22 protein-coding genes are annotated in these 24059 nt (G+C 64.1%); 1 reads left to right on the top strand and 21 read right to left on the bottom strand.

The features are described 5' to 3' along the window. Positions 1-138: 138 nt before the first annotated feature. The 14 genes from ACYUME_RS25210 to ACYUME_RS25275 form a co-directional block, all read right to left on the bottom strand. Positions 139-924 carry a MetQ/NlpA family ABC transporter substrate-binding protein gene (locus ACYUME_RS25210; protein ID WP_460417456.1) on the bottom strand — a complete coding sequence of 262 codons (786 nt, stop codon included), beginning with the start codon at positions 922-924 and terminating at the stop codon, positions 139-141. 180 nt (positions 925-1104) lie between these two features. After that, a complete protein-coding gene (locus tag ACYUME_RS25215) occupies positions 1105-2052 on the bottom strand; it encodes a sigma 54-interacting transcriptional regulator (protein WP_279885211.1) in 948 nt (315 codons plus the stop codon). A gap of 62 nt (positions 2053-2114) precedes the next feature. After that, on the bottom strand, positions 2115-2696 hold the full coding sequence (locus ACYUME_RS25220) for an alpha/beta hydrolase (RefSeq protein WP_460417458.1): 582 nt from the start codon (positions 2694-2696) through the stop codon (positions 2115-2117). Between the two features lie 360 nt (positions 2697-3056). Continuing rightward, positions 3057-3458, bottom strand: coding sequence for an ExbD/TolR family protein (locus ACYUME_RS25225; protein ID WP_460417460.1), 402 nt, complete (start codon positions 3456-3458; stop codon positions 3057-3059). A gap of 1 nt (position 3459) precedes the next feature. After that, a complete protein-coding gene (locus ACYUME_RS25230; protein WP_460417462.1) occupies positions 3460-4182 on the bottom strand; it encodes a MotA/TolQ/ExbB proton channel family protein in 723 nt (240 codons plus the stop codon). Positions 4183-4213: 31 nt separating this feature from the next. Further along, entirely contained in the window at positions 4214-5014 is an 801-nt protein-coding gene (locus ACYUME_RS25235; protein ID WP_460417464.1) for an energy transducer TonB, read from the bottom strand. Positions 5015-5380: 366 nt separating this feature from the next. Then, positions 5381-6370 carry a sulfate/molybdate ABC transporter ATP-binding protein gene (locus tag ACYUME_RS25240; protein WP_346615280.1) on the bottom strand — a complete coding sequence of 330 codons (990 nt, stop codon included), beginning with the start codon at positions 6368-6370 and terminating at the stop codon, positions 5381-5383. Between the two features lie 3 nt (positions 6371-6373). After that, positions 6374-7246: a sulfate ABC transporter permease subunit CysW gene (gene cysW / locus ACYUME_RS25245; protein WP_279888939.1), complete on the bottom strand. Its 873-nt coding sequence runs from the start codon at positions 7244-7246 to the stop codon at positions 6374-6376. Positions 7247-7259: 13 nt separating this feature from the next. Beyond that, positions 7260-8078 carry a sulfate ABC transporter permease subunit CysT gene (gene cysT, locus ACYUME_RS25250; protein WP_279888941.1) on the bottom strand — a complete coding sequence of 273 codons (819 nt, stop codon included), beginning with the start codon at positions 8076-8078 and terminating at the stop codon, positions 7260-7262. A 188-nt stretch (positions 8079-8266) separates the two neighbouring features. Next, positions 8267-9274 (bottom strand): sulfate ABC transporter substrate-binding protein, encoded by a 1008-nt coding sequence (locus ACYUME_RS25255; protein WP_279888942.1) that lies wholly within the window; start codon positions 9272-9274, stop codon positions 8267-8269. Between the two features lie 47 nt (positions 9275-9321). After that, entirely contained in the window at positions 9322-9504 is a 183-nt protein-coding gene (gene oscA, locus ACYUME_RS25260; protein WP_016489716.1) for a sulfur starvation response protein OscA, read from the bottom strand. Positions 9505-9690: 186 nt separating this feature from the next. Then, positions 9691-12756 (bottom strand): efflux RND transporter permease subunit, encoded by a 3066-nt coding sequence (locus tag ACYUME_RS25265; protein WP_279883227.1) that lies wholly within the window; start codon positions 12754-12756, stop codon positions 9691-9693. Continuing rightward, positions 12753-13820, bottom strand: a complete 1068-nt coding sequence (locus tag ACYUME_RS25270; RefSeq protein WP_460417466.1) for an efflux RND transporter periplasmic adaptor subunit — start codon at positions 13818-13820, stop codon at positions 12753-12755. Before ACYUME_RS25270 ends, ACYUME_RS25265 begins: the two co-directional genes overlap by 4 nt. After that, a complete protein-coding gene (locus ACYUME_RS25275) occupies positions 13817-14905 on the bottom strand; it encodes an efflux RND transporter periplasmic adaptor subunit (RefSeq protein ID WP_279883223.1) in 1089 nt (362 codons plus the stop codon). The genes ACYUME_RS25270 and ACYUME_RS25275 overlap by 4 nt, the downstream gene beginning before the upstream one ends. A 273-nt stretch (positions 14906-15178) precedes the next feature. Between ACYUME_RS25275 and ACYUME_RS25280 the strand changes: the two genes are divergently transcribed. Continuing rightward, entirely contained in the window at positions 15179-15634 is a 456-nt protein-coding gene (locus ACYUME_RS25280) for an REP-associated tyrosine transposase (RefSeq protein WP_460417468.1), read from the top strand. 97 nt (positions 15635-15731) lie between these two features. On the opposite strand, the gene ACYUME_RS25285 is transcribed toward ACYUME_RS25280, so the two are convergent. The 7 genes from ACYUME_RS25285 to ACYUME_RS25315 all read right to left on the bottom strand — a co-directional run bounded on the left by ACYUME_RS25285 (position 15732) and on the right by ACYUME_RS25315 (position 24030). After that, on the bottom strand, positions 15732-16625 hold the full coding sequence (locus ACYUME_RS25285) for an ABC transporter permease subunit (protein WP_279883219.1): 894 nt from the start codon (positions 16623-16625) through the stop codon (positions 15732-15734). After that, on the bottom strand, positions 16622-17542 hold the full coding sequence (locus tag ACYUME_RS25290; protein ID WP_279883217.1) for an ABC transporter permease subunit: 921 nt from the start codon (positions 17540-17542) through the stop codon (positions 16622-16624). Before ACYUME_RS25290 ends, ACYUME_RS25285 begins: the two co-directional genes overlap by 4 nt. Further along, positions 17539-18681 carry a polyamine ABC transporter ATP-binding protein gene (gene potA, locus ACYUME_RS25295; protein WP_279883215.1) on the bottom strand — a complete coding sequence of 381 codons (1143 nt, stop codon included), beginning with the start codon at positions 18679-18681 and terminating at the stop codon, positions 17539-17541. The genes ACYUME_RS25290 and potA overlap by 4 nt, the downstream gene beginning before the upstream one ends. A gap of 57 nt (positions 18682-18738) precedes the next feature. Next, positions 18739-19833 (bottom strand): polyamine ABC transporter substrate-binding protein, encoded by a 1095-nt coding sequence (locus ACYUME_RS25300; protein ID WP_186712570.1) that lies wholly within the window; start codon positions 19831-19833, stop codon positions 18739-18741. Between the two features lie 161 nt (positions 19834-19994). Continuing rightward, on the bottom strand, positions 19995-21092 hold the full coding sequence (locus ACYUME_RS25305; protein ID WP_279883212.1) for a polyamine ABC transporter substrate-binding protein: 1098 nt from the start codon (positions 21090-21092) through the stop codon (positions 19995-19997). Between the two features lie 169 nt (positions 21093-21261). Then, on the bottom strand, positions 21262-22623 hold the full coding sequence (locus ACYUME_RS25310) for an aspartate aminotransferase family protein (protein ID WP_460417471.1): 1362 nt from the start codon (positions 22621-22623) through the stop codon (positions 21262-21264). A gap of 48 nt (positions 22624-22671) precedes the next feature. Further along, a complete protein-coding gene (locus ACYUME_RS25315) occupies positions 22672-24030 on the bottom strand; it encodes a glutamine synthetase family protein (RefSeq protein ID WP_279883208.1) in 1359 nt (452 codons plus the stop codon). Positions 24031-24059 lie beyond the last annotated feature (29 nt).

The following is a 24059-nucleotide window of genomic DNA, read 5'->3' on the forward strand; positions in this document are numbered from 1 at the left end:
GCGCTAACCCTGTGGGAGCGACGGTGCGCCGATGCGATTCGCCCCTCGATAGGCCAGACCGGCCTGTCTTTCATCAAGCCGGCACAAACAAAAACGCCGACGCAAAATGCGTCGGCGTTTTTCGTACCAGGTCGCGTATCAGAACGCCGGCAGTACCGCACCGCTGTATTTCTTCTCGATGAACGCCTTCACTTCTGGACTGGTCAGCGCCTTGGCCAGCTTCTGGATGGCCGCGCTGTCCTTGTTGTCCGGACGGGCGACCAGGAAGTTCACGTACGGCGAGTCGCTGCCCTCGATCACCAGGGCGTCCTTGGCCGGGTTCAGGCCGGCCTCCAAGGCGTAGTTGGTGTTGATCATGTCCAGGTCGACCTGATCCAGCACGCGCGGCAGCATGGCCGATTCCAGCTCGCGGAACTTGAGCTTCTTCGGGTTCTCGGCGATGTCCTTCGGCGTGGCCAGGGCGTTCTTCGGATCCTTCAGGGTGATCAGCCCAGCCTTCTGCAGCAGGAGCAGGGCGCGGCCGCTGTTGCTGCCTTCGTTGGGGATGGCGACGGTGGCGCCTTCCTTCAGCTCGGCCAGGCTCTTGACCTTCTTCGAGTAGCCACCGAACGGCTCGACGTGCACGCCAATCACGGTTTCCAGGTGAGTGCCCTTGCCTTCGTTGAAGTTCTTCAGGTATGGCAGGGTCTGGAAGTAGTTGGCGTCCAGGCGTTTCTGGTCGACCTGCACGTTGGGCTGGACGTAGTCGGTGAAGACCTTGATCTCAAGATCCACACCTTCCTTGGCCAGGGTCGGCTTGATCAGTTCGAGGATTTCCGCATGCGGCACGGGCGTGGCGGCCACCACCAGTTTCTCGGCGGCATTGGCCAGGCCAGTGAACGACAGGGCGGCGGCCAGGGCGGTGGTCAGCAGGGTCTTTTTCATGGTGATCCTTGTTCTGGAGCTGGGCCATCGCAGATGGCGAGTCGGGTGCCCATCCATTCGGGGGGGCGTGAGCGGACGATACCGAGATTTTTTATTCCGTAACAATATCTTTTGATTAGCTGCTTATTCCAAAAACAAATCGCCACCACGGCCTTTGCTTATGAGTGGCTGCGTGCCTCTCTACGGCGCGGATTTGCCCAGTTGCCCCAAGGCCGCGCTCAGCAGTTGACGCAGTTCAGCCAAGGTACCCGGCTCCCGGCTGCCGCCCAGTTGCGCGAGTTGGCGGGCCAGGCTGGCCAGGGGGGCGGTATCCGGAAGGTCGAGGTGCGCGGGGAGGATTTCCGCGCCGTCGCTGACCAGCAGGGCGAAATGGATGACGTTCTCCAGCTCACGCGTGTTGCCCGGCCAGGCATGAGCCTCCAGCGCCTGCTGGGCCGCCTCGCTGATGAGCGGCACCGGCCGATCCAGGCGCACGCTGTAGATGCCGACGAAGTACTCGGCCAACGGCAGGATATCGCCGATCCGGTCGCGCAGTGCCGGCAATTCGAGTTCGCCCTCGTGCAGGTAGTGATAGAGCCGCTCGTTGAAGCGCCCGGCGCGCACCGCCTGGGCCAGATCGATACTGGAGGCGGCCACCAGCCGCACATCGACCGCCTGCGGCTGCGTGGCACCGACCCGGGTCACCTCGCGATTTTCCAGGGCGGCCAGCAGCTTGCCCTGGATCGCCAGGGGCAGGTCGGCGATCTCGTCGAGATACAACGTGCCGCCGTTGGCCGAGCCGAACCAGCCGGCCCGGCTGCTGGCGGTACCACCCTGGGTACCGGCGCTGTAGCCGAACAGTTCGGCGTCGGCATAGGTTGGGCTGATGGCCGCGCAGTTGACCGAGACGAACAGCCCGGCACGATCACTGGCGCGGTGGATCTGCCGGGCCAGCAGTTCCTTGCCGGTTCCGGTCTCGCCACGGATCAGCACCGGCAGGGGTTGCGGCGCCAGGCGCTCGAGGTCCAGGCGCAGCGCCTGGGAGCGAGGGTCGACGAACACCAGCGCCTTGGCGCGGATGCTCAGCGGGCTCTTGTCCAGTTCGGGGAAGGTCAGCAGGGGCTGGCCGAAAGGCGCGTGTAAGGTCATGGCAGACTCCCGCCCCGACCGCGCGCGGCCGGGGATTCAGCGTGTTCGATAGGAAACCGGTATCAGGCGCGGCGCAAGGCGCGCTGATCGACACGAGCCTGCAGCCGGTACAGGTAGGCGAAACCCTGCTCCCAGCGCTCGTGACCGGACTTGACGTTGATGTGACCGGCATCGGCCAGCAGCCCCGCTTCCGCGCCCCAGGCCCGCGCCAGATACAGCGCGCGCGGCACGCTCACCGCCGGATCGTTGTCGGAGCTGACCACCTGGCTGGGAAACGGCAGCGCCTGCGACGGGATCGGCGCAAAGTTGCGCAGGACCGGCGCGCAGGTCGGACGCTCGACATCCGCTGGCGCCACCAGCAGCGCGCCGCGTACCCGGCGCAGCAGGCTCGGGCTGGCCTGGGCGGCCCAGTGGGCGACGGTGATGCAGCCCAGGCTGTGGGCGATGAGAATCACCGGCGAGCGTTCGGCGGCGATCGCCTGCTCCAGCGCCTGCACCCAGTCGCGCCGTTGCGGGGTCAGCCAGTCGCGCTGCTCGACCCGGGCGCTGTTGGGCAGGCTGCGCTGCCAGTGACTCTGCCAGTGGTTGTCTGGCGATCCTTGCCAGCCCGGCACAATCAGGTAGCGAATCGACTCGTTGCGCATGGGGACGCCTCCGGAAGTTTGCGTGCTTGGGTGCAAGTATAGGGAGGGGGTTATATCAGTAAAGGAATAAGAAGCTATTTATTAATAACCAAAACACAGTAAAGCAACTGTCTTGCACAGTGTTCGAGCCCTACGCCTACCCTTGTAGGAGCGGCCTTGTGTCGCGAAAGGGCCGCAAAGCGGCCCCGGCGATTGGCGCATAAACGCTGAGATCCTGGGGCCGCTTCGCAGCCCTTTCGCGACACAAGGCCGCTCCTACAGAAATCGTGAATGACTTCAAATTCGCGTCCCATAAAAAAAGGGCCATCCCCTGCCAAGGAAAATGGCCCCGAAGCACTTGCCTGAAGACGGTATCGCCGGTCAGCGCGCGGTGATCACCGCCAGTTTGCTGATCCCGGCACGTTCGATCGCCGCCATCGCGCGGGCGACTTCGCCGTAGTTCACACCATCGTCGGCCTGCAGCTGCACACGCAGCTCGGCGTCCTTGTCCCTGGCAGCCTTGAGGTTGGTCTCCAGCAGCTCGGGCTGGATCTGGTCCTTGTTGATGAACAGCTTGCCGCTGCCATCGATGCTCACCACCAGCGGGTCCTTCTGCTCCACCGGGGCCACGGCCTCGGTCTTGGGCAGGTTGATCGGGATGGCGTTGGTCAGCAGCGGCGCGGTGACGATGAACACCACCAGCAGCACCAGCATGACGTCCACCAACGGCGTGACGTTGATTTCACTCAACACTTCATCGCTGTCCTGGGTCGAGAAAGCCATGTCAGGACGCCTCCTTCACCGGCTGGGTGAAACCGCCCTGCGGCCTGTGCGCCGCTGGGTGCACCAGCACGCGGAAGGCACTCTTCTGCGCCAGGCTGTAGAAGTCGTGGGCGAAGTCGTCGAGGTCGGCGGCGGTCAGCTTGAGGCGACGCAGGAAATAGTTGTAGACCAGCACTGCCGGCACCGCGACGGCGATCCCCACGCCGGTGGCCACCAGCGCCGCGCCGATCGGCCCGGCCACGGTCTCCAGGCTCGCCGAGCCCGCCGCGCTGATGCCCTTGAGCGCCTCCATGATGCCCCACACGGTGCCGAACAGGCCGATGAAGGGCGAGGTGCTGCCGATACTGGCGACCACCGCCAGGCCGGTTTCCAGCGAACGGCGCTCACGCACGATCTGCTGGCGCAGGGCACGTTCCAGGCGGTCCTGATGGTTGATGGCGTGGCTCAGGTCATTGGCCTGGCCCGGCTCGCCCACGGCGATGGCGGCGAAACCGGCCTGGGCCACGCGGGCGGCGGGGCCTGGCAGGTCGTGGCTCGGCTCGGCGGCCGAATCGAGGCTGGACGCTGCCCAGAACTGCTGGTGGAAGCGCTTGTCCTGGTTTTTCAGGCGCACGAACTGCACGACCTTGACCAGGGCCAACGCCCAGGTGGCGACGGAGAAACCGACCAGCAGCCAGATGACCGCGCTTTCAACGGATTCGAGGGGGGATGCCAACAGGCTCATGATGTAGTCCTTCCTTTTGTTCGGTCGCGAGTTAACGAAGCTTGAAATCGATCGGTACGCTGACCCAGCCCACCTGGGCCACGTCGCCCTGCTTGGCCGGGACGAAACTCCAGCGCTTCACCGCGGCCAGCGCGGCGGCGTCGAGGGCGTCGCGGCCACTGCTTTTCTGGATCTGGATCTGCCCAGGCTTGCCGCTGGGCAGCACCTCCACGCGCAGCAGCACGGTGCCCTCCCAGCCCCGGCGCTGGGCCATCTGCGGATACTCCGGCGCCGGGTTCTTCAGGTACGCGGCATTGGCCGAGGCCGGGGTGACCGGCGCCTGAACCGGTGGCGCGGGCGCCGGGGGTGGAGGCGCCGGAGCGGCCACCGGGGCAGGTGGCGGTGCCTCGACCGGCTTGGGCTGCGGTTTGGCCACCGGCTTTGGCGCAGGCTTGGTTTTGGGCACCGGTTTCGGCGCGGGCTTGGCAGCCAGTTCGTCCACCACTGGCGGCGGCGGAGGGGGCGGCGCGACCACAGGCGCCGGAGGTGGAGGCTCGACCACAGGCGGCGCCGGCGCGGCGAACTCGATGGTCATGGGTGGAATCTTCGGCGGGATGACCGGCAGTTCCGGTGTCGGCTGGTGACTGACCCAGTACGCCGCGACACCATGCAGCACCAGCACCAGCAGGCCCAGCGCCAGCTTGTCGCGGCGCTTGAGGCCACTGACCGGTGTGCGTTGCAGGCGCAACTGGCCCAGCGGCAGGCGCAGTGTGCGTCCGAGCTCGACCAGGTCACCCGGTGCCGGGCGCCATGGCTGCTCAAAGGCCCTGACGGCCGTCTGGACATTGCCCATTGCTAAAACTCCTGGGGTTCTTGATTCAGGTGTGTGGCTGAATCATCGGGGCCAGAGGCTTAGGTCATAAAGCAATGTTTGAAGTTAATGTTAGATCTTTTGGGAATATTTAATTTGAGCGCTTGGCTCTAGGCCGCAGGTTTCGCGGGCTGTGGCGTCAGCGCGTTTGGATGATGCTTTACCGGCATATTAAATATTCGCGCAAGGCATCAAATTCTCGCGAGGGCGGCGCCCTTATTCGCGGGTAAACCCGCTCCCACAGGGCTCGGCGCCGGCCCCTGTGGGAGCGGGTTTACCCGCGAATACGATGGCGCAGGCAATAAAAAACCCGGGACCATGCCCGGGTTTCTCATTCATGCAGGCAGCTCAGATATCCGCCACCTTCTGCCACACCTTCGGCCGGAAGAACAGCGTCTCCCCGCGCGCCAGCCCGGTCAGGCTGTCGTGATCCTTGACCACCTCGGCCTCGATCAGCTCGCTCTGCCCTTCCACCTTCAGCGTCACCCGCGTGGTCGCGCCCAGCGGGCGGATATCACGAACCTCGGCGGCATGGTGCCCCTCGGTCTCATGCCGCGAAAGCGACACCTCGTGCGGACGGAACAGCACGTGGTTGCCTTCGCTCAGCGCCAGCCTGTTGGAGTCGCCGAGGAAGTGGTAGACGAAGTCGTTGGCCGGCTTCTCGTAGACCTCGCCCGGCGAGCCGATCTGCTCGATCACGCCCTTGTTCATCACCACGATGCGGTCGGCCACTTCCATGGCCTCTTCCTGATCGTGGGTGACGAATACCGAGGTCAGGTTGATGTCCTCGTGCAGCCGCGCCAGCCAGCGGCGCAGCTCCTTGCGCACCTTGGCATCCAGCGCCCCGAACGGCTCGTCGAGCAGCAGCACCTTGGGCTCCACCGCCAGGGCGCGGGCCAGGGCGATACGCTGGCGCTGGCCGCCGGACAGCTGCTCGGGGTAGCGATCGGACAGCCAGTCGAGCTGGACCATGTTCAGCAATTCATGGACCTTCTCGGCGATCTTGCTTTCGCTCGGGCGCTCGCCCTTGGGCTTCATGCGCAGGCCGAAGGCGACGTTGTCGAACACGCTCATGTGGCGGAACAGCGCGTAGTGCTGAAACACGAACCCGACGTTGCGATCACGCACGTCATGGCCGGACACGTCCTCGCCATGGAACACGATGCTGCCGTCATCCGGCGTTTCCAGGCCGGCGATGATGCGCAGCAGGGTGGTCTTGCCGCAGCCGGACGGGCCAAGCAGGGCCACCAGCTCGCCGCTGTGGATATCCAGGTTGATGTTGTCCAGGGCCTGGAAGCTGTTGAAGCGCTTGCTGACGTTACGAACTTCGATCGACATGAATCATTCCTCCGCCGCGCCGTGGCGCAGTCGGTTAATACGGTTCTCGCTCCACTGCTTGAGCAGCAGGATGAAGAGCGCCAGGATCAGCAGCAGGCTGGCCACGCTGAAGGCCGCGACATGGTTGTACTCGTTGTAGAGGATCTCCACGTGCAGCGGCAAGGTGTTGGTGACGCCACGGATATGGCCGGAGACCACCGACACCGCGCCGAACTCGCCCATGGCCCGGGCGGTACACAGCACCACGCCATAGATCAGGCCCCACTTGATGTTCGGCAAGGTCACATGCCAGAACATCTGCCAGCCGTTGGCGCCAAGCAGGCGCGCGGCTTCCTCTTCCTGGGTGCCCTGCTCCTGCATCAGTGGGATCAGTTCACGGGCGACGAACGGCACGGTGACGAAGATGGTCGCCAGGACGATGCCCGGCAGGGCGAAGACGATCTGGATATCGTGATCCTGCAGCCACGGGCCCAACAGACCTTGGGCGCCGAACATCAGCACGTAGACCAGGCCGGCGATCACCGGCGACACCGAGAACGGCAGGTCGATCAGGGTCACCAGCACGCTCTTGCCACGGAAGCTGTACTTGCTCACGCACCAGGCGGCGCACACCCCGAACACCAGGTTCAGCGGCACCGAGATCAGCACCGCCAGCAGCGTGAGCTTGAGCGCGGCCAGCGCATCAGGCTCGAAGATCGCCTCGAAGAAGGTACCGAAACCGTTCTTCAGCGCCTGCGACACCACGATCACCAGCGGCAGGGCAAGGAACAGCGCGAAGACGATCCAGGCCAGGGTGATCAGCACCCGGCGCGAGGTGGCGCTGCCCCTTCGGGCGGCATTGGCGGCGGCGGTCGCGCCAAGGGAAGACGTAGACATTACCGGGCCTCCTTCAAGGGGTTTCGATACGGCGCTGCAACAGGTTGATCAGCAGCAGCAGGATGAAGGAAACCACCAGCATCAGCACGCCGATGGCGGTGGCGCCGGTGTAGTCGTACTGGTCGAGCTTGACCATGATCAGCAGCGGCAGGATCTCGGTCTTCATCGGCATGTTGCCGGCGATGAAGATCACCGAACCGTACTCGCCCACACCCCGGGCAAAGGCCAGGGCGAAGCCGGTCAGCCAGGCCGGCAGCAAGGCCGGCGCCAGCACATGACGGAACACCTGCAAGGGCTTCGCGCCCAGGCAGGCGGCGGCCTCTTCCACTTCACGCGGAATGTCGGCCAGCACCGGCTGTACCGTGCGCACCACGAACGGCAAGGTGACGAAGGTCAGCGCCAGGGTGATGCCCAGCGGGGTGTAGGCAATCTTGAAGCCCAGGTCGGTGGCGAACTGGCCGACCCAGCCCGCCGGGGCGTACAGGGCGGTCAGGGCGATACCGGCCACGGCTGTGGGCAGGGCGAACGGCAGGTCGATCATCGCATCGATGATCTTGCGCCCGGGGAAGGTGTAGCGCACCAGCACCCAGGCCAGCAGGGTGCCGATTACACCGTTGATGAGGGCGGCGAACAGGGCGGTGCCGAAACTCAGTTTCAGCGCGGCCAGCACTCGGGGCGCGCTGATGATGGCCCAGAACTGCTCCCAGGTGAGCTGCGCGGCATGCACGAACATGGCGGCCAGCGGTATCAGCACGATCAGGCTGAGGTACACCAAGGTGTAGCCCAGCGTCAGCCCGAAGCCGGGTATGACGGGGGAAATGCGACGTGACATAAAGGTCCCTGGTTGAACGCACGAAGCCCGGAAAGGCTCCCGGGCTGGTGCTAGCTTCTGAAATCCTGGGGCTGCTTTGCAGCCCATCGCGACACAAGGCCGCTCCTACAGGGGATCGCGCTTTTCTGTAGGAACGGCCTTGTGTCGCGAAAGGGCCGCAAAGCGGCCCCCGCTCTTTCCATTGCCGATCACTGTGCCTGATAAATCTGGTCGAACACACCGCCATCATTGAAGAACTTCGGCTGCGCAGTCTTCCAGCCACCGAAGTCCTTGTCGATGGTCACCAGGTCCAGTTTCGGGAACTGCTTGCCGAATTCGGCGGCAACCTTGGCGTCACGCGGGCGGTAGAAGTTCTGCGCGGCGATCTGCTGGCCAGCCGGGCTGTACAGGTGCTTGAGGTACTCCTCGGCGATCTTTTCGTTGCCCTTCTTCTCGGCGTTCTTGTCGACCACCGCCACCGGTGGCTCGGCGAGGATCGACAGCGAAGGCACGACGATCTCGAACTTGTCGCTGCCGCCGTCTTCCTTCAGCGCCAGGAAAGCCTCGTTCTCCCAGGCCAGCAACACGTCGCCCTGGCCGTTGTTGACGAAGGTGATGGTCGAGCCGCGGGCGCCGGTATCGAGCACCGGCACGTGCTTGAACAGCTCCTGCACGTATTGCTTGGCCTTCTCTTCGCTGCCGCCAGCCTTCAGGCCGTAGGCCCAGGCGGCGAGGAAGTTCCAGCGGGCGCCACCGGAAGTCTTCGGGTTGGGGGTGATGACCGAGACGTCCTTCTTGATCAGGTCGCCCCAGTCCTTGATGCCTTTCGGGTTGCCCTTGCGCACCAGGAACACGATGGTCGAGGTGTACGGCGTGCTCGCGTCCGGCAGGCGCTTCTGCCAGTCCTCGGGCAGGGTCTTGCCGAGCTTGGCGATCTCGTCGATATCGCCGGCCAGGGCCAGGGTCACCACGTCGGCGCGCAGGCCGTCGATGACCGCGCGTCCCTGCTTGCCCGAACCGCCGTGGGACTGCTGGATCTTCACCTTGTCGCCCGGGTGGGCGGCTTGCCAATGCTTGATGAACTCGGCGTTGTACTGCTGGTACAGCTCGCGGGTCGGGTCATAGGACACGTTCAGCAGTTCGTAGTCCTTGGCGATCGCGGAACCGGCAAAAACGGCACTGGCCAGGGCGGCAAGCGCATAACGGCGGATGGACATGGTGAAGCTCCCGATTGGCATTTTTCTAGTTTTGAAGTGATGCGGTATCAGCCGGACTTGTTGCCGGGCTGCTGCAGGCGGAACTTCTCCTTGCGTTCGATCTGCACCACCTGGGCGTTGTGCACGGTGATCTCCACCGCGCCGAAGCGCAGGTCGCGCAGGGCGCTCTGGATTTCACGCAGAATGGTGGCTTCGTCCTGACCGTCGATGCTGCGCAGAGATGCACTCATGCTCGTTCTCCTGTGAGTAAGGGTGCCGGGCAGAGTTTTGAAGGGGATTTGCGCCTGGCTTGAGGGCAATACTAGTGAGGCGCGGATATTCTTAAAAATACTGTTTAAGAATGTTTATATAACCAACTTTAGGTAGGCACTCTGTAGGAGCGGCCTTTCGCGACACAAGGCCGCTCCTACAAGGGTTCAGTGTTGGGCTTTGGAGGTGTTCTCCGGCTCGCGGATCTTGTACCAGGCCACATACAGCGCCGGCAGGAACAACAGCGTCAGCAGCGTTGCGCTGATGATGCCGCCGATCATGGCGTAGGCCATCGGCCCCCAGAACACCTCCCGCGCGATCGGAATCATGCCCAGGCTCGCCGCCGCCGCGGTCAGCAGGATCGGCCGGCGGCGGTGGTTGGTCGCCTCCACCACCGCATCCCAGGGGGCGTAGCCCTGTTCCTCGAATTCATCGATCTGGGTCACCAGGATCACCGAGTTGCGGATGATGATCCCGGCCAGGGCCAGGATGCCGAGAATCGCCACGAAGCCCATCGGCGTGCCCGTGGGCACCAGCGCCAGCACCACGCCGATCAGCCCCAGGGGCGCGACGCTGACCACCAGGAACAGCTTCTGCACGCTGTGCAACTGGATCATCAGGAAGGTCGCCATGAGGAACAGCATCAGCGGGATCACGTCGGCGATCGGCCCCTGGGCCTTGCCGCTTTCCTCCACCGTGCCGCCGGTGGCCACGCCGTAGCCAGGCGGCAGCTTGGCGGCGAACTCATCGATCTTCGGCTTGAGCTGCTCGACCAGGTTGGTCGGCTGGATATCGCCAACCACCGAGGCCTTGATGGTGATGGTCGGCTTGCGGTCGCGCCGCCACACCAGCGGCTGCTCCAGCTCGTAGCGCACGGTGGCGAACGCCAGCAGGGGAATGGACACGCCACTGGGGTTGACGATCTGCAGGTTCTGCAAGGTATCGGGCGAGCCGCGTTCGCTGTCCTCGGCGCGGGCGATGACATCGACCAGGTAGATGTTGTCGTTGACCTGGGTGATCGGCACGCCACTGACGATGCTGTTCATCACGTTGGCCACGTCCTCGGACGACAGCCCCAGCTGACGTGCCTTGTCCTGGGCGATCTCGATGCGCAGCACCTTACCGGGCTCGTTCCAGTCGTACATCATGTCGCCGATATGCTCGTTGCCATCGAGCACCGTGGCCAGCTCGATGGCGTAGCGGCGCACCTGGTCGATGTCCTTGCCGCTCACCCGATACTGGATCGGCCGTCCCACCGGCGGGCCCATTTCCAGCGACTGGACGTTGCTGCCGATGCCGACGAACTCCTCGCGCAGCAGTTTCTGCAGGCGCTCGATCATGCCCTGGCGCTCTTCGAAGCCTTTGCTGACGATCACCAGCTGGGCGTAGTAAGGGTTCTGCAGTTGCTGGTCGAGGGGCAGGTAGAAGCGGATCGCGCCCTGGCCGATGTAGGTGCTCCAGCGCACCAGGTCGGGATCGTCCTTGATCCTGGCTTCGAGGCGGTCGACCACCTTGCGCGTCTGCTCGATCGAGGCGTTCTGTGGCAGGTCCAGGTCGACCAGGATCTCGGGCCGGTCCGAGGACGGGAAGAACTGGTTCTGCACGAAGCGCATGCCCAGCACCGAAAGCACGAACAGCACGAGGGTGCCGATCACCGTCACCCAGCGGTGGCGCATGCACCACAAAAGGCTGTGCTCGAAGGCCTTGCCGACCCGCCCGGGCTCCGCCTCGTGGGGCTTGAGCTTCTCGCTGCTGAGAATATGCACGCCCAGCACCGGGGCGAAGAACACCGCCACCACCCAGGACACCAGCAAGGCCACGGCGATCACCGCGAACAGGGTGTAGGTGTACTCGCCCGCGGAGCTGGCATTGAGGCCGATGGGCACGAAGCCGGCCACCGTCACCAACGTGCCGGTGAGCATGGGGAAGGCCGTCGAGGTGTAGGCGAAGGTCGCCGCCTGCTCCTTGGTCTCGCCCATCTCCAGGCGGGTGACCATCACCTCCACGGTGATCATCGCATCATCCACCAGCAGGCCCAGGGCGATGATCAGCGCACCGAGCGAAATGCGCTGCATGGTGATGCCGCTGTACTCCATGAACACGAAGACCATGGCCAGCACCAGCGGAATCGAGCAGGCCACCACCAGCCCGGCGCGGATGCCGAGGCTGACGAAGCTCACCACCAGCACGATCACCACCGCCTCGAACAGCGCGCTGGTAAAGCCGCCAACCGCCTGCTTGACCACCACCGCCTGGTCGGACACGGTATGCACGCCGACACCGACCGGCAGTTCGCTGACGATGCTGTCCATCTTCTTTTTCAGGGCCGCGCCGAACACCTCGATGTTGCCGCCAGCCTTCATGCCGATGGCCAGGCCGATCGCGGGCTGGCCGTTGTAGCGGAAGATCGGCGACGGCGGGTCGACGTAGCCGCGCTCGATATCGGCGATATCGGCCAGGCGGAAGAAGCGGTCGTTGATGCGCAGGTTGACCGTTTCCAGGTCCTTTTCCGAGGCGAACTGCCCGGTGGTGCGCACCGAGATGCGCTCGGGTCCGGCCTCGATCACCCCGGCCGGGGTCACCGTGTTCTGCGCCTGCAAGGCCTGCATGACCTGGCCCTGGTCGATGCCCAGGGCCGCCAGCTTGCGGGTCGAGAAGTTCAGGTAGAGCACTTCGTCCTGGGTACCGATCAGCTCGACCTTGCCGATGTTGTGCACCTCGCGCACCTCGGCGCGGGCCTGCTCGACGTAGTCGCGCAACTGGCGCAGGTTCAGGCCGTCGGAGGTGAACGCGTAGATCGAGCCGAACACGTCGCCGAACTCGTCGTTGAACCCCGGGCCCTGGACGCCCTGGGGAAACTGCCCGCGGATGTCCTGGATCTTCTTGCGCACCTGGTACCAGATCTGTGGAATGTCCTTGGCCTTGGTGGTATCGAGCAGGTAGACATACACCGTCGATTCGCCAGGGCGGGTGTAGCTTTTCACGTAGTCGAGCGAGTCGAGTTCCTCGAGCTTCTTCTCGATCCGGTCGGTGATCTGGTACAGCGTCTCGTCCTGGGTCGCCCCCGGCCAGCGGGTCTGGATCACCATGGTCTTGATGGTGAAGGACGGATCTTCCTCGCGGCCCAGGTTGAAGTACGAGAACACCCCCATCAGCAGGCCGACGAACATCAGGTACCAGACGAAGGACTGGTGCTTGAGCGCCCACTCGGACAGGTTGAAGCTTCCTTTCATCGCGCATCCTCGTCGAAGGTGACCTGCTGGCCAGGCTTGAGGCTGTTCACCCCGGCGGTGACCACGCGCTCGCCGGGCTGCACGCCGGCCGTCAGGACGATGCTGTCGGCGTTGCGCTCTGCCAGGGTGATGTCGCGGGTCGCCACGGTCTTCTGCTGCGGGTCGACCACCCACACCTGGGTCTTGCCGTCGCGCTCGAGCAAGGCACTGCGCGGCAGCTCGCTGCGCGGCGCCACCGCCGAGGTCAAGGTGACGCTGATGGCGGTGCCGAGGTGGAAGGCGCCGGGCGTGCTGGCCAGGGTCAGCCGGGCGCGCCGGGTGCGGGTGGTGGCGTCGGCCTGGGGCTCCAGTTCGCGCAGGGTGGCGGTGGTGTTGATGCTGGGGTCGAGCTGCGAGGCGACGGTGAAGGTGAGGTTGCGTCCCAGCTGTTCGGCCAGGTAGATCGGCAGGTCGATCACCGCCTCCTTCACGTCCGGACGGGCCAGCGTCACCACGGCCTGGCCAGCGCTGACGGTCTGCCCGGCCTCCGCCTGCCAGGCCGTGACCACGGCGGCGTGATCGCTGCGCAGGGTGCTGTAGTCGAGTTGATCGCGCGCCTGGTTGACGGCCGAACGCGCCTGTTCCAGGGACGCTCCGGTGGTCTTCAGGTTGGTCTGGGCGATGTCCAGCTGGGCCTGGGCGCCGACGCCACGGTCATACAGCTGTTGCTGGCGGCGGGCATCGGCCTGGGCGTTGATCCACTGCGCCTGGACCCGCGCCAGGTCGCCCTCGGCGGCACGCAGCTGGTTCTGCTGATCGGTCGGATCGAGGGTGGCCAGGGTATCGCCAGGCCGCACCTGGGCGCCGACATCCAGCCAGCGCCGGGCGATACGGCCGGACACCCGGAAGCCCAGGGTGCTCTCGAAGCGCGCCTGGATATTCCCGGCGAAGCGCCCCAGTTGCGCCTGCACCTGCGGCTGCACCACCGTCGACAGCACCGGGCGCACCGGCTCGGCCTGCTCCGTCTCGCCGCCACAGGCCGCCAGCAGCAGGCTGGCGCACAGCATCAATGGCAGCGGTTTCATGGTCCGACTCCTCCATTGCTGGCATCGACCTTTTCCACCTGGACGCCCGGATTGAGCAACTGTCCGCCGCCAACCACCACCACCTCGCCGGCCTCCAGGCCATCGCTGATCACCACCTTGCCGGTGAGATAGCGCGCCACCTGGACCTTGCGCAGCTGCGCCTTGTCGCCCTCGCCCACCACCCATACCGCCGGCTCGCTCAAGGCCTTGGTCAGCGCCGACCAGGGCAGCTCGACGCTGGGCTTGCCGCGAGCACTGGCCGAGGCGGTGACCGGCGACCCCAGCGGCATGCCCGCCGGCACGTCGCGCAGGGCCACCTTGACCTGCACGGTGCCGCTCTGCGCCGAGACCGTCGGGGTGATTTCGCGCACCTGGCCGCTGGCCTTGATGCTGGGATCGTCGATCAGGCTGACGGTGACGTTCTTCTCGTCGCTCGGGTTCACCAGCAACGACTCGTAGACATTGAACACCGCGTCGCGATCGCCATCGACGGCCAGGCTGAAGATCGGCATGGTCGCCTGCACCACCTGGCCGACCTCGGCCTGGCGCGCGGTAATCACCCCGGCGGCCTCGGACACCAGCGCCGTGTAGCTCAGTTGTTCATTGGCGTTGGCCAGTTGCGCCTGGGCGGCCTTGAGCGCGCTCTGGCTGCTGCGCAGGGCAGCTTCGGCGGAGTCGTATTCGCTCTGGCTGGTGTAGCCCTTGGGCAGGAGTTTCTGCTGGCGCACGAACGCGGCGCTGGTCTGGGTGACCCGCGCCTGCTCGGCGAACACCTCGGCCTTGGCCGAGTCGACGTTGTTCTGCAGGTCCTTGGGATCCAGGCGCGCGAGCACCTGGTTGGCCTTGACGTGGTCGCCCACATCGACGCTGCGCGAGACGATCTTGCCGCCCACGCGAAACGACAGGTCGGTCTGCACCCGCGCCTGCACGTCACCGGTCAGGGTCACCCGAGCGGCGAAATCGGCGGGCTGCACCTGTTGCACCGCGACCCTGGGCAGCACCTGGACGGTTTCTTCCTTGCCACAGCCAGACAGCATGAACAGCAGCCCCAGGCAAACCACCATCGGCGGACGTGCGACCGTCATGCGGGCTCCTTGCTTCAACGAGAGGGGATGCGTTGAAAGCGTAGATCAGGGATTGGAAAAGGGTACTGGGCTGGAATTTGTATTAGCCGGACTGGCCTCTTCGCGGGTAAACCCGCTCCCACAGATATCGAATGCACCTTGGCCCCTGTGGGAGCGGGTTTACCCGCGAAGGGGCCAGCGCCGTTCTCTGCCATATCCAGAAACCATCCACAGCCAGCCACTTCGTTCCAACCGCTACCGTTCAGCAGAGACTCATTTCAAAGGGCGATTCCAATGCCTGCCGCTCAATCCCACCTGCTGCGCCGTGGCCGCTTTTCCGAGCCAGGAAGGCTCTACCTGCTGACCACCATCACCCATCAACGCAAACCGTTGTTCGGCGATTTCCAGCATGCGCGTCTGGTCGTCGAGCAATTGCGTCGGTCAGATCAAGAACAAGCCTGCCGATCACTGGCCTGGGTCGTAATGCCGGATCATCTGCACTGGTTGATAGAGTTGAGGCTGGCAACACTCTGCACGTTGATGCGCCGGTTCAAGTCCCGTTCCAGTCTTGAATTGCACAAGGCTGGCGTCGGGCATCACCCGATTTGGCAGGCCGGCTATCAAGACCACGCGTTGCGCCGGGAAGAAAATGCGATCCACATCGCCAGGTACATCGTTGCCAATCCGCTACGGGCGAGGCTGGTCAATAACGTCAGGGAATATCCGCATTGGGATGCGGTCTGGCTTTGATCCGGTGGGGGAGCCTTCGCGGGTGAACCCGCTCCCACAGGGACCTTGCTGCATACAGGTCCTGTGGGAGCGGCGGTGCGCTTTGCCCGCGAATGGATCAGGCCTGCGCGGCGGCTCGGGCCGGACGGCGGACCTGCGGCTGCGAGACGTTCGCCGCGGCGCCCTCTTCGATCGCCTGCTGGATCGCCCGGCGGCGGCGTTCTTCGGCCTGGCGGCTGAAGTACCAGACCAGGAAGGTCACCAGCGACACCGACAGCAGGATCAGGCTGGCCACGGCGTTGATCTCCGGCTTCACGCCCAGGCGCACGGCCGAGAACACTTCCATCGGCAAGGTGGTCGAACCCGGACCGGAAACGAAGCTGGCCAGCACCAGGTCATCCAGCGACAGGGCGAACGACATCATGCCGCCCGCCGCCAGCGACGGCGCGATCATCGGGATGGTGATCAGGAAGAACACCTTCCACGGCTTGGCGCCCAGGTCCATGGCCGCCTCTTCGATGGACAGGTCCAGCTCGCGCAGGCGCGCCGACACCACCACCGCCACATAGGCGGCGCAGAACGTGGTGTGGGCGATCCAGATGGTGACGATGCCACGCTCCTGGGGCCAGCCGATCATCTGCGCCATGGCCACGAACAGCAGCAACAGCGACAGACCGGTGATCACCTCGGGCATCACCAGCGGCGCGGTGACCAGGCCACCGAACAGGGTGCGGCCCTTGAAGCGGGTGACCCGGGTCAGCACGAAGGCCGCCAGGGTGCCCAGCGCCACGGCGGCGATCGCCGTGTAGCAGGCGATCTCCAGCGAGCGCATCACCGACCCCATCAGTTGGGTGTTGTCGAGCAGGCCGACGTACCACTTCACCGACCAACCGCCCCATACCGTCACCAGCTTCGAGGCGTTGAACGAGTAGATCACCAGGATCAGCATCGGCAGGTAGATGAACAGCAAGCCGAGCACCAGCATCAGCTTGGAGAAACTGAAGCGTTTCATGCGCGGCCCTCCATTTCTTTGGCCTGGCTGCGGTTGAACAGCAGGATGGGCACGATCAGGATCACCAGCATCACCACCGCCAGCGCGGACGCCACCGGCCAGTCACGGTTGTTGAAGAACTCCTGCCACAGCACCTTGCCGATCATCAGGGTTTCCGGGCCGCCGAGCAGCTCGGGAATGACGAACTCGCCCACCACCGGGATGAACACCAGCATGCAGCCGGCGATGATGCCGTTCTTCGACAGCGGCACGGTGATCTTCCAGAAGCTGTTGAAGGTGCTCGAACCCAGGTCCGATGCGGCTTCGAGCAGGCTCTGGTCGTGCTTCACCAGGTTGGCGTACAGCGGCAGGATCATGAACGGCAGGTACGAGTAGACCACGCCGATATACACCGCCAGGTTGGTGTTGAGGATCTGCAGCGGTTGGTCGATCAGGCCGATCCACATCAGGAAGCTGTTGAGCAAGCCGTTGTTGCTGAGAATGCCCATCCAGGCGTACACGCGGATCAGGATCGCGGTCCAGGTCGGCATCATGATCAGCAGCAGCAGGACCGTCTGCGACTCCTTGTTGGCCTTGGAGATGGCGTAGGCCATCGGGTAGCCGATCAGCAGGCACAGCAGGGTGCTGAAGAAGGCGACCTTGAGCGACCCGAGGTAGGCCGAGATATACAGCTCGTCCTCGGTCAGCAGCCCATAGTTGGCCAGGTTCAGCACCAGCTGCACCTTGCCTTCGAGATAGGTGTAGATCTCGGTGTACGGCGGGATCGCCACGTCGGCTTCGGCGAAGCTGATCTTCAGCACGATGAAGAACGGCAGCATGAAGAACAGGAACAGCCAGATGAACGGCACGCCGATCACCAGGTGCCGTCCCTCTGGGGTTATGCGCTGGAAGGCTCGCTTGAGCTTGCGAAGTTTCATGAGCGCAGTACCACGCCGCTGTCGTCTTCCCACCACACGTAGACTTCGTCGTCCCAGGTCGGGCGGGTGCCCTGGCGCTCGGCGTTGGCGACGAACGACTGGACGATCTTGCCGGTGGGCAGTTCGACGTAGAACACCGAGTGGCCGCCCAGGTAGGCGATGTCGTGGACCTTGCCGCGCGACCAGTTGTGCTCGCAGGTCGGCTGCTCGGTGGTGACCAGCAGCTTCTCCGGACGCAGGGCGTAGGTGATGTGCTTGTCCTCGACCGAAGTGGTGACGCCGTGGCCGACGTAGATCTTGCGCTCCAGTTCCGGGCTGGCAATGATCGCGTGGCCTTCGGCGTCGTCGACCACCTCGCCCTCGAACAGGTTGACGTTGCCGATGAACTCGCAGACCAGACGGCTGGTCGGGGTCTCGTAGACGTCGATCGGGCTGCCGATCTGGGCGATCCAGCCCAGGTGCATGATGGCGATGCGCTGGGCCATGGTCATGGCCTCTTCCTGGTCGTGGGTCACCATCACGCAGGTCACGCCCACGCGCTCGATGATCTCCACCAGTTCCAGCTGCATCTGCGAGCGCAGTTTCTTGTCCAGCGCGCCCATCGGCTCATCGAGCAGCAGCAGCTTGGGGCGCTTGGCCAGGGAGCGGGCCAGGGCCACGCGCTGGCGCTGGCCACCGGACAGCTGGTGCGGCTTGCGCTTGGCATACTGGGTCATGTGCACCAGCTTGAGCATCTCGGCCACGCGGGCTTCGATCTCGGCCTTGGGCATCTTGTCCTGCTGCAGGCCGAAGGCGATGTTCTGCGCCACGGTCATGTGCGGGAACAGCGCGTAGGACTGGAACATCATGTTGATCGGCCGCTCATAGGGCGGCATGTCGGTGATGTCGACGCCGTCGAGGAAGATCCGCCCTTCGGTCGGACGCTCGAAGCCGGCCAGCATGCGCAGCAAGGTCGACTTGCCGGAACCGGAGCCACCCAGCAGGGCGAAGATCTCACCCTTGCGGATTTCCAGGGACACGTCGTCCACCGCTACCGTTTCGTCGAATTTTTTTGTGACCCGATCGATCTTGACCAGCACCTGCTTGGGTTGCTGGCCACCCTCGAGGGCTTTCTTATAGGCACCGGAGGCAACTGCCATGAGTGAAACTCCCAACAAGATTTATGTGCCCGCCGCTGCGCTGGCGGGCCTGGATTTTTACTTGCCCGACTTGACCTTGGTCCAGCTGCGGGTCATCAAACGTTGCACCTTGGGTGGCAACTCGGCGTTGACGAACATCTTGTCCAGTACTTCCTGCGGTGGGTAAACCGCAGCGTCAGTCCTCACGGCCTGGTCCATCAGGTCGCCAGCCTTGGGGTTCGGGTTGGCGTAACCGACGTAATCACTGACCTGGGCGATCACCTCAGGTTTCAGCAAATAGTTGATGAAGGCATGGGCCTCCTTGACGTTGCTGGCATCCTTGGGAATCGCCAGCACATCGAACCAGAGGTTGCCGCCTTCCTTGGGGATGGCGTAGGCCAGCTTCACGCCCTTCTTCGCCTCTTCGGCGCGAGCCTTGGCCTGGAAAATGTCGCCGGAGAAGCCGGCGGCCACGCAGATGTCGCCGTTGGCGAGATCGGTGATGTACTTGGAGGAGTGGAAGTAGGTCACGTACGGGCGCACGGCCAGCAGTTTCTCTTCCGCCTTCTGGTAGTCCTTGGGGTTGCTGCTGTTGGGGTCCAGCCCCATGTAGTTGAGCACCGCCGGCAGCATCTCGTCGGCCGAGTCGAGGAAGGCCACGCCGCACTTGCTGAGCTTCTTCATGTTCTCGGGCTCGAACAGCACCGCCCAGGAATCGATCTTGTCGGTGCCCAGCGCCGCCTTGACCTTCTCGACGTTGTAGCCGATGCCGTTGGTGCCCCACAGGTAGGGGACGGCGTACTGGTTGCCCGGGTCGTTCTTCTCCAGACGCTTCATCAGCGCCGGGTCGAGGTTCGCGTAGTTGGGCAGCAGGTCACGGTCGAGCTTCTGGAACGCGCCCGCCTTGATCTGCTTGCCGAGGAAATGGTTGGACGGCACGACCACGTCGTAGCCGGTACGCCCGGCCAGCAGCTTGCCTTCCAGCGTCTCGTTGCTGTCGAAGACGTCGTACTTGGGGGTGATGCCGGTTTCCTTCTGGAAATCGGCGAGGGTATTCGGGCCGACATAGTCGGACCAGTTGTAGATATGCACCGTGGGCGCCGCTTGGACGCTGCAAGCCAGCGTCAGACCCGCTCCAGCCATCAAGGCCTTGCGAAAAACAGAAATAGACAAGTGGGTGGTCCTCACAATCAGTGCCTTTGCCGGCGGAAAATCTCGGCCGCACACGCAAAACCGGCGCGCAACTTACCTTCACGGCTTCGCTGCCGCAAACTTATTTGCCTCTACTGGCCTCTGGGCCGGGAAACTCCGGCCCAGAGGGTTCCGCGACGGGCTTACTTGCCCGACTTGATCTTGGTCCAGCTGCGGGTGATGACACGCTGGGCCGCCGCTTCAGGCGCGGCGATCGCGTACAGCTGTTTCTTCACATCGGCAGGCGGATAGATGCTCGGGTCGCTGGTGATGTCCTTGTCCACGAACGGGGTGGCGGCCTTGTTGCCGTTCGGGAAGCGCACGGCATTGGTGATCTCGGCCATGACTTCAGGCTGCATCAGGAAGTCCATGAACTTGTAGGCGGCTTCCTTGTGCTCGGCATCCTTGGGGATGGCGACCATGTCGTAGAAGGTACCGGCGCCTTCTTTCGGAATGATGTAGTCCAGCTTGACCTTGTCGCCGGCCTCGTGGGCGCGGGCCTTGGACTGTTCCAGGTCGCCGGAGTAGCCGACGGCCACGCAGATGTTGCCGTTGGCCAGGTCGCCGATGTACTTGGACGAGTGGAAGTAGGTGATCGATGGGCGGATGCTCAGGAACAGCGCCTCGGCCTTCTTCAGGTCATCGGACTTGGTGGAGTTGCTGGGCAAGCCCAGGTAGTGCAGCGCGGCCGGGAGCATTTCGGTCGGCGCATCGAGGAAGCTCACGCCGCAGCTCTTGAGCTTGGCAATGTTCTCGGGCTTGAACACGGCGTCCCACGAGTCGATCTTGTCCACGCCCAGCGCGGCCTTGACCTTCTCCGGGTTGTAGCCGATGCCGATGGAGCCCCACATGTACGGGAAGGCATGCTTGTTGCCCGGGTCGCTGGCGTCGCCGACGGCCTTGAGCAGGTCTTCGTCGAGGTTCTTCCAGTTGGGCAGCTTGGAGCGGTCCAGTTCTTCGTAGACGCCTGCCTTGATCTGCTTGGCCAGGAAGTTGTTGGACGGCACGACGATGTCGTAGCCCGACTTGCCGGCCAGCAGCTTGGCTTCGAGGGTCTCGTTGCTGTCGAAGACGTCGTACTTGACCTTGATGCCGCTCTGCTTTTCGAACTTGGCGATGGTGTCCGGCGCGATGTAGTCCGACCAGTTGTAGACGTTCAACACCTTGTCTTCAGCCTGAACAGCGGTGGCCATGGCACCCATCAGGGCGGCGGCCAGCAGCGTCTTGCCCAATTTCTTCATGCGTTATGCTCCAGAATTTATTATCAAGCCATCTGTTCAGCAGCCAGGTCCCACGGATCACGCGCTGGGCGACTAAACAGCCGTTAGTCTGGCAAGTTACAAGGCGCTGTTTCAACAGAAGCAGGGCCTTGCAACGACTTTAATGTCACCTCGCCAGCCTAGCAGACCGTCATTTGATCGCTTCGTAGGTCAAATCCAGGCACTTGCGCGCCTTTTCCACCAGCTCGTCCACCTCTTCGCGGCTGATCACCAGCGGCGGCGCGATGATCATGGTGTCACCCACGGCACGCATGATCAGGCCGTTCTCGAAGCAGTGGGTACGGCAGATCATGCCCACGCCCTTGCCCTCGTAACGGCTGCGGGTGGCCTTGTCCTTGACCAGCTCGATCGCGCCGAGCAGGCCCAGGCCGCGCACCTCGCCCACCAGTGGATGGTCCTGCAGCTCACGCAGACGTTTTTGCAAGTAGGGTGCCACTTCCGTGCGCACCTTCTCGACGATCTTCTCGTCGCGCAGGATGCGCAGGTTTTCCAGGCCCACCGCCGCCGCCACCGGGTGGCCGGAGTAGGTGAAGCCGTGGTTGAAATCGCCGCCTTCGCTGAGTACCTGGGCCACGCTGTCACGCACGATCACACCGCCCATGGGGATGTAACCGGAGGTCAGGCCCTTGGCGATGGTCATCAGGTCGGGCGCAAGGTCGTAGTAGTCAGAGCCGAACCACTGGCCGGTACGGCCGAAACCGCAGATCACTTCGTCGGCGACGAACAGGATGTCGTACTTGGCAAGGATCTCCTTGACCTTCGGCCAGTAGGTCTCTGGCGGGATGATCACGCCGCCGGCGCCCTGGATCGGCTCGGCGATGAAGGCGGCGACGTTGTCCTCGCCGACTTCGAGAATCTTCTTCTCCAACTGCTCGGCCGCCCACACGCCGAACTCATCCGGGGTCATGTCGCCACCTTCGCCGAACCAGTACGGCTGCGGGATGTGCACGATGCCCGGGATCGGCAGGCCGCCCTGCTCGTGCATGCCGCTCATGCCGCCCAGGCTGGCGCCGGCCACGGTGGAGCCGTGATAGCCGTTGATGCGACCGATGATGGTCTGCTTGTTCGGCTTGCCCTTGAGCGCCCAGTAGTGACGGACCATGCGCAGCACGGTGTCGTTGCCCTCGGAACCGGAGCCGGTGAAGAACACATGGGTCATGCCCTCTGGCGCCACGTCGGTGATCGCCTTGGCCAGCTCCAGCGCCGGCGGGTGGGCGGTCTGGAAGAACAGGTTGTAGTACGGCAGTTCGCGCATCTGCTTTTCTGCCGCCTGCACCAGTTCTTCGCGGCCATAGCCGACCGCCACGCACCACAGGCCGGCCATGCCGTCGAGGATCTTGTGCCCCTCGCTGTCCCACAAATGCACGCCCTGCGCCTTGGTGATGATGCGCGGCCCCTTCTCCTTCAGCTGCTTGTAGTCGCTGAAAGGTGCAAGGTGGTGCTCGCCGCTCAGGGTTTGCCATTCACGGGTTTGCGGGTTGTTGACGCTCATGTGCCTCTCCATTTTCCGGTGGCCGCCCATAGGCGGCCTCAGGGTTGATCACACTGCAAACAGCAGGAACTCACGCTCCCAGGAACTGATGACGCGCTTGAAGTTTTCATGCTCGGCGCGCTTGGTGGCAACGTAGCCGGCGATGAATTTCTTGCCCAGGTACTGCACCAGCGCGCGGCTGTTCTCCATGCGCTCCAGGGCGTCCTCGATGGTCAGCGGCAAGCGCAGGTTGCGCCGTTCGTAGCCACGGCCCTGGACCGGGGCGCTGGCTTCGATGCCTTCGACCATGCCGATGTAGCCACACAGCAGGCTCGCGGCGATGGCCAGGTACGGGTTGGCGTCGGCGCCCGGCAGACGGTTCTCGACGCGACGGTTCTGCGGGCCGGCATCCGGCACGCGCAGGCCGACGGTACGGTTTTCCTCACCCCACTCGACGTTCACCGGTGCCGAGGTGTCGGGCAGGAAGCGGCGGAACGAGTTGACGTTGGGCGCGAACAGCGGCAGCGCTTCGGGGATGAACTTCTGCAGGCCGCCGATGTGGTTGAGGAACAGCTCGCTCATGCTGCCGTCGGCATTGGAGAAGATGTTCTTGCCGGTGGCCACGTCGACCACGCTCTGGTGCAGGTGCATGGCGCTGCCCGGCTCGCCGGTCATCGGCTTGGCCATGAAGGTGGCGGCCACGTTGTGCTTGAGCGCGGCCTCGCGCATGGTGCGCTTGAACACCAGGATCTGGTCGGCCAGGTGCAGCGCGTCGCCGTGACGGAAATTGATCTCCATCTGCGCCGTGCCGTCCTCGTGGATCAGCGTGTCGAGGTCCAGCTGCTGCAGTTCGCACCAGTCGTAGACATCCTCGAACAGCGGGTCGAATTCGTTGGCGGCCTCGATGGAGAACGACTGGCGGCCAGTTTCCGGGCGACCGGAGCGCCCCACCGGCGGCTGCAGCGGGAAGTCCGGGTCTTCGCTGCGCTTGGTCAGGTAGAACTCCATCTCCGGCGCGACGATCGGCTGCCAGCCTTTGTCGGCGTAGAGTTGCAGCACTTTCTTGAGCACGTTGCGCGGCGACAGTTCGACCGGATTGCCCTTCTTGTCGTAGGTGTCGTGGATCACCTGGGCGGTCGGCTCGATGGCCCATGGCACGAGGAACACCGCTTTCTCGTCGGGGCGGCAGATCATGTCGATGTCGGCCGGGTCGAGCAGTTCGTAATAGATGTCGTCGTCGACATAGTCGCCGGTCACGGTCTGCAGCAGCACGCTCTCGGGCAGGCGCATGCCCTTCTCGGCGATGAACTTGTTGGTAGGCGAGATCTTGCCGCGGGTGATGCCGGTCAGGTCGCTGATCAGGCATTCCACTTCGGTGATCTTGTGCTCTTTCAACCAATCGGTGAGCTGGTCGAGGTTGTTACTCATAAATACCTCAGGAGGCAATGTGGCGCGGT

This window comes from Pseudomonas sp. microsymbiont 2, assembly GCF_054788395.1.